Raw genomic sequence first — 11129 nt, forward strand, 5'->3', positions numbered from 1 at the left:
CAACTGTGGGAGCGGGCTTGCTCGCGAATGCGGTGGGTCAGACAAAGCGTCGGCGACTGACACACCGCATTCGCGAGCAAGCCCGCTCCCACATTTGCTTTTCGGTGTTTTCGAGGGCGCATTTCACTCATCCACCCGCTTCGCCGCCGGCAAGGTGAACCCCGACACCGACCGCCGCAACTGACTGGCCATTTTTGCCAGGTTGCCGATGCTCTCGGCAGTGGCCGTAGAGCCTGACGAAGTCTGAGTGGTGATCTGCTGGATCACGTTCATCGTCAGGGAAATCTGCCCCGCCGACGACGTCTGCTGCTGCGCCGCGTTGGAGATACTCTGGATCAGCGCCGCCAGGGTTTTCGACACGCCTTCAATCTCTTCCAGCGCAACCCCGGCGTCCTGGGCCAGCCGCGCACCGCGCACCACTTCGGTGGTGGTCTGCTCCATGGAAATCACGGCTTCGTTGGTATCCGTCTGGATCGCCCGCACCAGGGTTTCGATCTGCCGCGTCGCCGCCGAAGAACGCTCAGCCAGGCGCTGTACCTCATCGGCTACTACCGCAAAACCACGCCCGGCATCACCGGCCATGCTCGCCTGGATCGCGGCGTTGAGCGCGAGGATGTTGGTCTGCTCGGCGATGTCATCGATCAGGCTGACGATGTCGCCAATTTCCTGGGACGATTCCCCCAGGCGCTTGATGCGCTTGGCGGTGTCCTGGATCTGTTCACGGATGTTGTCCATGCCGTGGATGGTGTTGTGCACCACCTCGTTGCCCTTGTTGGCAATCTCTACCGAACGCTCGGCCACTGCCGAAGATTCGGCGGCGTTGGCCGACACTTGGTCGATGGACTGGGCCATCTGGTTGATCGCCGTGGACGCTTCGGCAATCTGCTGTGCCTGATGCTCCGACGCTTGGGCCAGGTGCATGGCGGTGGCCTGGGTGTCCTGCACCGCACCGGCCACCTGGCCGGCAGTGAGGTTGATGGTGGCCACCAGGTCGCGCAGTTGGTCCACGGAATAGTTGATGGAGTCGGCAATGGTGCCGGTGAAGTCTTCGGTGACCGAGGCGGTGACGGTCAGGTCGCCGTCGGCCAAGTCTTCAATCTCATCCAGCAGGCGCATGATCGCGTTCTGGTTGCGCTCGTTCTTCTCGGCGGTTTCCCGCAACTGGCGGTTGGTCTCGCGGACCATCACCAGGCCGATCAGGATGATCGAGGCCAGCGCCAGCAAGCCCAGCACGTAGCCGCCGATGGTGTCGAAAGTGCGCCCGTCCGCGAGGTTTTCAAAGCCGGTGGCCAGGTGCGAGGCTTCGTCCAGCAGGGTTTGCGACAGGTTGAAGATATTGCTCGCCGAGGCGCGCACCTGGAACAGCTGCGGCGAGGTCTCGAGGATTTCGTCCACGGAACCGGAGACGAATTCGAACAGCTCGGAAATCTCCGCCAACCGGGCGCGGGCGTCGTGGTCCTCAACCTGGGTGATGCGCAGCCCGGGATTGCCGTTGAGCATGCCACTGAGCACCACGCCGAAACGGCTGGCATCGCGGCCAAAGGCATCGGCGGCCTGCACGGCAGTCTCGTCCCCCGCCAGCACGGTGTTCACCGCCCCCAGGATGCGTTCGGCCAGCAACGACTGGCGCTGGGCCAACGCTACCTGGCTGGCCGGAGCGCCGCGTTGCAGCAGAATATCGACAACCTTTTCCGACTCCATCTGCAACTGCGGAACGGTTTCCGCCAGGGTCGCGGCCACTTGATGCAACGACAGCACCGTTTGCTCGCTGGCCAGAATCGCATCGGCGTTTTTCAGCAGCGCTTCCCAGTCGGTCTGCACGGCGCGCATTTCTGCACGCACGGCGGTGGGTGCAGCGGGCAGGCCGGTGGCCGGGTCGCCTTTTTTCAGGTAACCCCAGCGCTGGGCAAAATCGTTGCGCGCATCCCCCAGCAGCTTGAACGCCGCCGCCTTGCCGGCGGCAGCCTCGGTGGCGTTCTTGGCGATGCGCTGGGACAGCACCCGCAGCTCACCGGCGTGGCCGATGTACTGTTTGTCGTAGGTGGACTGGGTGTTGAGGTACGCGAAGTTGGCGAACAGCAGCATGATGAACACGATCAGCGCGATAAACAGCACGATGATCTGCGAGCGGCTGCGGGAGGCTTCCTGGGGTTTGACCGGGGTGACGGTACTCATGCGGCGACATCCATGAAACCTGGAGCCTGGGCCAGGGCGAAGGGGCTGAAGACCTGCCACAGCTGGTCGCCGTCGAACTGGCCCTGGATAAACGGCGCGCCGCCTGCGGTGCTCGTCGACAACGCGTCTTGTGCGAAATGCTGCATGCCCACCACCTCGTCCACCAACAGGCCGACAAACACGTCCTGATACTCCACCACCAGCACCCGCCGTTGTTTGCGCGCCACTGACAGCTCAAGGCCAAGGAAACCGCCCAGGTCCATCACCGGCAGCAAGCGCCCGCGCAGGTTGGCCACGCCCTTGATCCACGGCTTGACCCCGGGCATCAAGGTACAGCGCGGTTCGTGCAGCACTTCCGCCACCTCGCCCATGGGCGCCACGTACCAGTGTTCGCCCAGGCGAAACCCGATCCCGCTCCAGCTGAGCAGCCGGGTTTCCTGGGACGGCAGGTCGGCAGCCAGCAAGCGGCAGCGGCGGTCGATGTCCAGCAGCAGCTCGAAGGCGGTTTGCGACTCGGTCATGGGAACGTGCCGTCAGCCGGCCAGCACCTTGTTCAGGGTGGCGATCAGGGTTTCTTCGTCCACGGGCTTGGTCAGGTAATCCTTGGCGCCCTGGCGCTCGCCCCAGATCTTGTCGGTTTCCTGATCCTTGGTGGTGATGATGATCACCGGGATGTGGCTGGTCTCGGCATCCTTGGTCAACTGACGAGTGGCCTGGAAGCCATTGAGGCCCGGCATCACGATATCCATCAGCACCGCATCCGGCTTTTCCTGACGGGCCAGCGCAACGCCATCGCCGCCGTTCTGGGCCTTGAGGACGGTGTGACCGTGCTTTTCGAGCATTTCGGTCAGTTTGTACATTTCAGTCGGCGAATCGTCGACGATCAGAACACGTGCCATGGTTTTCCCCACTTATCTAGTAGACGCAAGCCCTCGTGGGGCCCCCGTCAGTGTGCTTGTTCTACTGCGGCGAAGCCCGGTACATAGGCCTTGATCGCGCTCAGCAGTTCTTCCTTGCTGAAAGGCTTGGTCAAAAACTGATCAGAGCCGACGATGCGCCCCTTGGCCTTGTCGAACAGACCATCCTTGGAGGACAGCATGATTACCGGGATCGACTTGAACGCCGGGTTGTTCTTCACCAGCGCGCAGGTCTGATAGCCATCTAGGCGCGGCATCATGATGTCGACAAAGATAATGTGTGGATGATGGTCAACAATCTTGGCCAGGGCATCGAAACCGTCGATGGCCGTGATGACGTCGCACCCTACGTTCTTCAACAGTGTTTCGGCCGTGCGGCGAATCGTTTTCGAATCGTCGATCACCATCACTTTCAAGGCGTTGGAATGCTGTTCCATATCTGCTCTACCATCGCCACAGCGAATAGGTTTTCGGTGTGTACTGCCTGATGTTGCACAGGACGAGCGCCAAAAGCCTCGGAATTCAAGGGCTGATGTGCCATGGCAGCCTTTTTAGCACAGTCTCAGAACGCAATCTATCGGCCGACCCGCGTGGTGGTTTTTCCTTGACCCACAACAGCCGCAGCGCCACTCTGACGCCACTTTTATGCGCCCTTATTTGCTAGAGGAAATCCCCCATGAGCGTTCGCGTCGGCATTGTCATGGACCCTATCGCCAGCATTTCCTATAAAAAGGACAGCTCGCTGGCCATGCTGCTGGCCGCCCAGGCCCGCGGCTGGAGCCTGTTCTATATGGAGCAGCCGGACCTTTACCAGGGCGACGGTGAAGCGCGGGCGCGGATGCGTCCCCTGCAGGTGTTTGCCAACCCCGAGAAGTGGTTCGAGCTGCAAGACGAAATCGACAGCCCCCTGAGCGACCTCGACGTGATCCTGATGCGCAAGGATCCGCCGTTCGACATGGAGTTCGTCTACTCCACCTACCTGCTGGAGCAGGCCGAGCGCGCGGGCGTGCTGATCGTCAACAAGCCCCAGAGCCTGCGCGACTGCAATGAAAAGCTGTTCGCCACGCTGTTCCCGCAGTGCACGCCGCCGACCGTGGTCAGCCGCCGCGCCGATGTGCTGCGCGAATTCGCCGCCAAGCACGGCGATGTGATCCTCAAGCCGCTGGACGGCATGGGCGGTACCTCGATCTTCCGCCACCGCGCCGGCGACCCGAACCTGTCGGTGATCCTGGAGACCCTGACTGCGCTGGGCACCCAGCAGATCATGGGCCAGGCCTACATTCCGGCGATCAAGGACGGCGACAAGCGCATCCTGATGATCGACGGCGAGCCGGTGCCTTACTGCCTGGCGCGCATTCCGGCCGCCGGCGAGACCCGCGGCAACCTGGCCGCCGGTGGCCGGGGTGAAGCCCGCCCGCTGACGGACAAGGATCGCTGGATTGCAGCCCAAGTCGGCCCGACCCTGCGCGAAAAAGGCCTGCTGTTCGTAGGCCTGGACGTAATCGGCGAGAACCTCACCGAAATCAACGTCACCAGCCCGACCTGTATTCGCGAGATCGACAACGCATTTGGCACGAACATCGGCGAAATGCTGATGGCTGCGATTGCCGCCAAGCTACAAGCCAAGTGACATAGAACAGCCGGACACAAACCAACATTGCGTTATCATGCGCCACCTGTGAAACGCGCGATGTTGGTTTTCTTGTCATGACGCTCCCGTCCGATCTGCCCCCCGAACTCTCCCACAGCGGCGTGCGCCCGGCTGATCGGCTCGGATTTACCCTGTTTCTGGCGGCGTTGATTCACCTGGCGCTGATCCTCGGCCTGGGCTTCACCTTTGCCGAACCCAAGCAGATCACCAAGACCCTGGAAATCACCCTCGCCACGTTCAAAAGCGAAAAAAAGCCCGAAAAAGCCGACTTTCTCGCCCAGGACAACCAGCAAGGCAGCGGCACCCTCGACAAGAAGGCCGTGCCCAAGACCACTGAAGTCGCGCCATTCCAGGACAACAAGGTCAATAAGGTCACGCCACCGCCGGCGCCCAAGCCGGAGGTGAAACAGGCCGCACCCAAGGCGGCGGTCACCACCGTGGCGCCCAAGCCGCAAAAAGCCCCGACCCAGCGCGAAAAGGCCAAGACCGAACCCACGCCGGCCCCGCCGGCCCCGACTTTTGACAGCTCGCAACTCTCCAGTGAGATCTCCAGCCTGGAAGCCGAACTGGCCCACGAACAACAGCTGTACGCCAAGCGCCCGCGGATCTACCGCCTCAACGCCGCCTCCACCATGCGCGACAAAGGCGCCTGGTATAAGGATGAGTGGCGCAAGAAGGTCGAGCGCATCGGCAACCTGAACTACCCGGACGAAGCCCGTCGCCAGCAGATCTACGGCAATTTGCGACTGCTGGTGTCGATCAACCGCGACGGCACCTTGTACGAGGTGCAGGTGCTGGAGTCCTCCGGCCAACCGCTGCTGGACCAGGCAGCGCAACGCATCGTGCGCCTGGCGGCGCCTTTTGCGCCGTTTACCGGGGACCTGAACGACATCGACCGCCTGGAAATCATTCGCACCTGGCGCTTTGCCAAGGGTGATCGGCTGTCGAGCAATTGATGCTGGCGGTGATTTCCTGCGCATCCTCAGCTTGTCAGTTCGCCCCTCCAACGCCACACTAGCGGACATGAAAAATGTCAGCCCGACCTACCTCAAGCACCAATTCCTGATCGCCATGCCCCATATGGCCGACCCGAACTTTGCGCAGACCTTGACCTACATCGTCGAGCACACCGCCAATGGTGCGATGGGGTTGGTGGTCAACCGCCCGCAAGACCTCAACCTGGCCGATATCCTCGAGCAACTGCGCCCGGACATCGACCCACCCGCCAGCTGCCAGCACGTACCGATCTACATCGGCGGGCCGGTGCAGACGGACCGGGGTTTTGTGCTGCACCCCACCGGGCCGAAATTCCAGGCGACCGTGGACCTTGAAGGGTTGTCCCTGTCCACGTCCCAGGACGTCCTGTTCGCGATTGCCGACGGCGTGGGGCCTGATCAAAGTGTGATCACCCTCGGCTACGCCGGCTGGGAAGCCGGGCAACTGGAGGCGGAGCTGGCGAGCAATGCCTGGCTGACCTGCCCGTTCGATGCCGACATCCTGTTCAACACCCCCAGCGAACTGCGCCTGGAAGCGGCCGCCGCCAAGCTGCGGATCAACCTCAGCCTGCTGACCAGCCAGGCGGGGCACGCCTGATGGCCTTGCGTCTGATCCTCGGTTTCGACTACGGCACCAAACAGATCGGCGTCGCCGTCGGCCAGGTGATTACCGGCCAGGCCCGCGAGCTGTGCACCCTGAAGGCCCAGAACGGCGTGCCGGACTGGAACCAGGTCGAAGCCCTGATCAAGGAGTGGAAGCCCGACGCCGTGGTGGTCGGCCTGCCGCTGAACATGGACGGCACCCCGAGCGAGATGTGCCTGCGGGCCGAAAAGTTCGCCCGCCGCCTGAACGGCCGCTACAACCTGCCCTTCTATACCCACGACGAACGCCTGACCACGTTCGAAGCCAAGGGCGAGCGCCGTGACCGTGGCGGGCAGAAAGGCAGTTACCGCGACAACCCGGTGGATGCCATCGCCGCGGCCCTGCTGTTGCAGGGCTGGCTGGATGAAAACGCCGCTTTATTTGAATCCTGACTGACGCGGCTTGCCGCGTCTTCTTACGTTTGAGCCCGGACCTTGCCTGCGCGAGGCCTAGAAGGAGCACCCATGAGCCTGCCCAATCCCGCCGACCTGATCAGCCAGATGGCGATCCGCCTCAAGGCGCACCTGGAACACCGTGCCATCAGCGAGCCGCGCTTTATCGGCATCCGCACCGGTGGCGTCTGGGTGGCCCAGGCGCTGCTGGAAGAACTGGGCAGCGACTCGCCCCTGGGCACCCTGGACGTGTCTTTCTACCGTGACGACTTCAGCCAGAACGGCCTGCACCCGCAAGTGCGCCCCTCGGCCCTGCCCTTCGAGATCGAAGGCCAGCACCTGGTGCTGATCGATGACGTGCTGATGAGCGGTCGCACCATCCGCGCCGCGATGAACGAACTGTTCGACTACGGCCGCCCGGCCAGCGTGACCCTGGTCTGCCTGCTGGACCTGGACGCCGGCGAATTGCCGATCAGCCCGGACGTGGTCGGCGCCACCCTGTCCCTGGAAGCCCACCAGCGGGTAAAATTGTCCGGTCCCACGCCGCTCGAACTCGAACTGCAAGACCTTGCCCTTTAAACCGCCTTGTAAAGAGTCCCCGCGATGACGCCTCTAGATGCCAAGCGCCCGCTGCAGCTCAATGCTCAGGGCCAGCTGCAACACTTCCTGTCCCTCGACGGCTTGCCCCGCGAACTGCTCACCGAAATCCTCGACACGGCCGACTCGTTTCTCGAAGTCGGCGGCCGGGCGGTGAAGAAAGTCCCGTTGCTGCGCGGCAAGACCATCTGCAACGTGTTCTTCGAGAACTCGACCCGCACCCGCACCACCTTTGAACTGGCGGCCCAACGCCTGTCGGCTGACGTGATCACGCTGAACGTGTCCACCTCGTCGGCGAGCAAGGGCGAAACCCTGCTCGACACCCTGCGCAACCTGGAAGCCATGGCCGCCGACATGTTCGTGGTGCGCCACGGCGATTCCGGTGCTGCGCACTTCATCGCCGAGCACGTGTGCCCGAATGTGGCGATCATCAACGGCGGCGACGGCCGTCACGCCCACCCGACCCAGGGCATGCTCGACATGCTGACCATCCGGCGGCACAAGGGCAGCTTTGAAAACCTCTCGGTGGCCATTGTCGGCGACATCCTGCACTCGCGGGTTGCACGCTCGAACATGCTGGCCCTGAAAACCCTGGGTTGCCCGGACATCCGCGTGATCGCCCCCAAGACCCTGCTGCCGATCGGTATCGAGCAGTACGGCGTGAAGGTCTACACCGACATGGCCGAAGGCCTGAAGGATGTGGACGTGGTGATCATGCTGCGCTTGCAGCGCGAGCGTATGGCGGGCGGCCTGCTGCCGAGCGAAGGCGAGTTCTATCGCCTGTTCGGCCTGACCACCGCACGCCTGGCCGGCGCCAAGCCGGACGCCATCGTGATGCACCCGGGGCCAATCAACCGTGGCGTGGAGATTGAGTCGGCGGTGGCCGATGGCGCGCAGTCGGTGATTCTCAACCAGGTCACGTACGGCATCGCCATCCGCATGGCGGTATTGTCCATGGCCATGAGCGGGCAAACCGCGCAACGTCAATTCGAGCAGGAGAACGCCCAGTGAAGCTCAGCATTCTCGGCGCCCGAGTCATCGATCCGGCCAGCGGCCTGGATCAAGTCACCGATCTGCACCTGGAAGCCGGCAAGATCATTGCCATCGGCGCCGCACCCGCAGGCTTCAGCGCCAGCGAAACTATCGACGCCAAAGGCCTGATCGCCGCGCCTGGCCTGGTTGACCTGAACGTCGCCCTGCGTGAGCCGGGCTACAGCCGCAAGGGCAACATCACCAGCGAAACCCGCGCCGCCGCTGCCGGTGGCGTGACCAGCCTGTGCTGCCCGCCCCACACCAAACCGGTGCTGGACACCTCGGCGGTGACCGAACTGATCCTCGACCGCGCCCGCGAAGCCGGCAACTGCAAAGTGTTCCCCATCGGCGCCCTGAGCAAAGGCCTGGACGGCGAACAACTGGCCGAGCTGATCGCCCTGCGCGACGCAGGCTGCGTGGCCTTCGGCAACGGCCTGGAGAGCTTTCGCAGCACCCGCACCCTGTGCCGTGCGCTGGAATATGCGGCGACTTTCGACCTGACCGTGATTTTCCACTCCCAGGACCGTGACCTGGCCGAAGGCGGCCTGGCCCACGAAGGCGCCACCGCGAGCTTCCTCGGCCTGCCGGGCATCCCGGAAACCGCCGAGACCGTGGCCCTGGCCCGCGACCTGCTGCTGGTGGAACAAAGCGGCGTACGCGCGCACTTCAGCCAGCTGACCAGCGCTCGCGGCGTGGCCCTGATCGCTCAGGCCCAAGCCCGCGGATTGCCGGTGACGGCGGATGTGGCGCTGTATCAGCTGATTCTGACGGATGAGGCGCTGATCGACTTCTCCAGCCTGTATCACGTGCAGCCGCCACTGCGTACCCGCGCTGACCGTGACGGTTTGCGGGCGGCGGTGAAGTCCGGGGTGGTTTCGGCGATTTCCAGCCATCACCAACCCCACGAGCGGGATGCCAAGCTGGCGCCGTTCGGCGCGACGGAGCCAGGCATCAGCAGCGTCGAGCTGTTGCTGCCGCTGGCAATGACGTTGGTGGAAGATGGTTTGCTGGACCTGCCGACCCTGCTGGCGCGTCTCAGTGCGGGCCCTGCCGAGGCGCTGCGCCTGCCGGCGGGCAAGCTGGCGGTGGGCTCGGCGGCGGACCTGGTGCTGTTTGATCCGGCCAGCTCCACGATTGCCGGGGAACACTGGCTGTCCAAGGGTGAAAACTGCCCATTCATCGGCCATAGCCTGCCGGCGACTGTGCGGTACACCTTGGTGGATGGGCGGATCAGCTACCAGGCTTAAATCCAATCCGGAGTGGGCACAGTCAGTGTGGGAGCTGGCTTGCCTGCGATGCGGGCACCTCGGTGTATCTGATGCACCGAGGCGATGCTATCGCGGGCAAGCCCGGCTCCCACATTTGACCGTGCCCGCATTGGGTTCGAGTGCTTAACGGCCGCCGTTGCGCTCGGCATTGCGGATCGAAATCTGCGTATTCAGCGTCCAGAAGTCATACAGCACCCCGATCAGGAACAAGCCCCCGGTCAGCAGGTAAATGATCCCGCTGATCCATTTGCCCTGATACATGCGGTGCAAACCGAACACACCCAGGAACGCCAACAGAATCCAGGCCACGTTGTACTCGATCGGCCCGGCGGTAAATCGCAGGTCCGCTTCGCGGTCCATTGCCGGAATCAGGAACAAGTCGATCAACCAGCCAATCCCGAACAAACCGAAGGTGAAAAACCAGATCGTCCCGGTCACCGGCTTGCCGTAATAAAAGCGGTGAGCACCAGTAAAACCGAAAATCCAAAGCAGGTAGCCGATCACCTTGCTGTGGGTGTCTTGTTGCGAAACATCCTGTCGATAGGTGTTCATGGAGTACCTCTTTAGCCTCGATAGATAAATATTTCTGGTTTCTTTGTGACTTTTTTACGGGCGCCCGACATGCGGAAAATGGTATCTTCGCTTCCCTCAAAGCCTTATACCGCCTGACTTGTGTAGGACAATCGCGGCAATTCGTCACGGTTTTCCTGAATTTGACCCCAGGGTTCAGTCGACAAACGGCCTTAGCACGACACAAAAAGCTGTTATAAAGTTGCGCGCAAACCAAAAAGAGCCACGCCTAATGCGACCATTTTTCAAGACATGGCTAACCATTTGCCTATTAATGCCACTGGCCGCCCACGCCACCAATCGTGAGCAACGACTTCCCAACGTTAACGGTTTCACCCCTAAAGTTCACGCCACCACCAGCTCCGCCAAATCGGTAAAGCTGACCGTGAAGCGCCCGACTCAACTGAGCAAGGCCCACGGTAATGCAGCGCCAGGGCTGATGGCCGTCAACACCAAGCAAAGCAGCAACGTCCTCAGCCGTGCCGTCAACGTGCTCGGTACTCCTTATCGTTGGGGCGGCAGCAGCCCAAGTAAAGGGTTCGACTGCAGTGGTTTGGTGAAATATGCGTTTAACGACGTAAAAGCCGTGGATTTGCCGCGCACTTCCAACGCCATGGCCGCCGGCCACGGGCTGAAGGTTGAGCGCAAGGATTTGAAACCGGGTGACCTGCTGTTCTTCAAACTGAAGAGCCGCCAGGTGAACCACGTTGCCATCTACCTGGGCAACGACCGTTTCATCCACGCACCGCGTCGTGGCAAGTCCGTGAGCATCGATACGCTGAAGAAGCCGTTCTGGGACAAGAACTACGTGATTGCCAAGCGTGTCCTGCCTAAAGAACAGAACAACCTGCGGATTGTGCAGCGCTGATATCAGGCTGATGTGAGAGCA

The 11129-nt window shown here is 62.3% G+C and carries 13 protein-coding genes; 8 read left to right on the forward strand and 5 right to left on the reverse strand.

Features of this window, described 5'->3' with window-relative positions:
• Positions 1-123: 123 nt before the first annotated feature.
• From HX815_RS07320 to pilG, 4 genes are read right to left on the reverse strand one after another with little or no spacing between them, the layout of a single operon-like run.
• Positions 124-2175 carry a methyl-accepting chemotaxis protein gene (locus HX815_RS07320; protein ID WP_003213729.1) on the reverse strand — a complete coding sequence of 684 codons (2052 nt, stop codon included), beginning with the start codon at positions 2173-2175 and terminating at the stop codon, positions 124-126.
• On the reverse strand, positions 2172-2696 hold the full coding sequence (locus tag HX815_RS07325) for a chemotaxis protein CheW (protein WP_003213731.1): 525 nt from the start codon (positions 2694-2696) through the stop codon (positions 2172-2174). Before HX815_RS07325 ends, HX815_RS07320 begins: the two co-directional genes overlap by 4 nt.
• A gap of 12 nt (positions 2697-2708) precedes the next feature.
• Positions 2709-3074, reverse strand: a complete 366-nt coding sequence (pilH, locus tag HX815_RS07330) for a twitching motility response regulator PilH (RefSeq protein ID WP_003213734.1) — start codon at positions 3072-3074, stop codon at positions 2709-2711.
• Positions 3075-3121: 47 nt separating this feature from the next.
• Entirely contained in the window at positions 3122-3529 is a 408-nt protein-coding gene (gene pilG / locus HX815_RS07335) for a twitching motility response regulator PilG (RefSeq protein WP_003213736.1), read from the reverse strand.
• A gap of 239 nt (positions 3530-3768) precedes the next feature.
• Here pilG and gshB point away from each other — a divergent pair, with 239 nt between their 5' ends.
• The 7 genes from gshB (at position 3769) to HX815_RS07370 (ending at position 9649) form a co-directional block, all read left to right on the forward strand.
• Positions 3769-4722 carry a glutathione synthase gene (gene gshB, locus HX815_RS07340; protein ID WP_003213738.1) on the forward strand — a complete coding sequence of 318 codons (954 nt, stop codon included), beginning with the start codon at positions 3769-3771 and terminating at the stop codon, positions 4720-4722.
• Between the two features lie 77 nt (positions 4723-4799).
• Positions 4800-5699: an energy transducer TonB gene (locus HX815_RS07345; protein WP_003213740.1), complete on the forward strand. Its 900-nt coding sequence runs from the start codon at positions 4800-4802 to the stop codon at positions 5697-5699.
• A 67-nt stretch (positions 5700-5766) separates the two neighbouring features.
• Complete coding sequence (locus tag HX815_RS07350) at positions 5767-6336, forward strand: YqgE/AlgH family protein (RefSeq protein ID WP_003213742.1); 570 nt, start codon at positions 5767-5769, stop codon at positions 6334-6336.
• Positions 6336-6773 (forward strand): Holliday junction resolvase RuvX, encoded by a 438-nt coding sequence (gene ruvX, locus HX815_RS07355; RefSeq protein ID WP_008434150.1) that lies wholly within the window; start codon positions 6336-6338, stop codon positions 6771-6773. The genes HX815_RS07350 and ruvX overlap by 1 nt, the downstream gene beginning before the upstream one ends.
• A 72-nt stretch (positions 6774-6845) precedes the next feature.
• On the forward strand, positions 6846-7352 hold the full coding sequence (gene pyrR / locus HX815_RS07360) for a bifunctional pyr operon transcriptional regulator/uracil phosphoribosyltransferase PyrR (RefSeq protein ID WP_003213746.1): 507 nt from the start codon (positions 6846-6848) through the stop codon (positions 7350-7352).
• A gap of 24 nt (positions 7353-7376) precedes the next feature.
• A complete protein-coding gene (locus HX815_RS07365; protein ID WP_003213748.1) occupies positions 7377-8381 on the forward strand; it encodes an aspartate carbamoyltransferase catalytic subunit in 1005 nt (334 codons plus the stop codon).
• A complete protein-coding gene (locus HX815_RS07370) occupies positions 8378-9649 on the forward strand; it encodes a dihydroorotase (protein WP_003213750.1) in 1272 nt (423 codons plus the stop codon). Before HX815_RS07365 ends, HX815_RS07370 begins: the two co-directional genes overlap by 4 nt.
• Before the next feature lie 144 nt (positions 9650-9793).
• On the opposite strand, the gene HX815_RS07375 is transcribed toward HX815_RS07370, so the two are convergent.
• A complete protein-coding gene (locus HX815_RS07375) occupies positions 9794-10222 on the reverse strand; it encodes a TM2 domain-containing protein (protein ID WP_003213752.1) in 429 nt (142 codons plus the stop codon).
• Positions 10223-10472: 250 nt separating this feature from the next.
• Here HX815_RS07375 and HX815_RS07380 point away from each other — a divergent pair, with 250 nt between their 5' ends.
• Positions 10473-11108 (forward strand): C40 family peptidase, encoded by a 636-nt coding sequence (locus HX815_RS07380; RefSeq protein ID WP_023659314.1) that lies wholly within the window; start codon positions 10473-10475, stop codon positions 11106-11108.
• Positions 11109-11129: the final 21 nt, after the last annotated feature.

Origin of the sequence: Pseudomonas sp. E6002 (assembly GCF_013385565.1) — a bacterium.
GTDB lineage: Bacteria > Pseudomonadota > Gammaproteobacteria > Pseudomonadales > Pseudomonadaceae > Aquipseudomonas.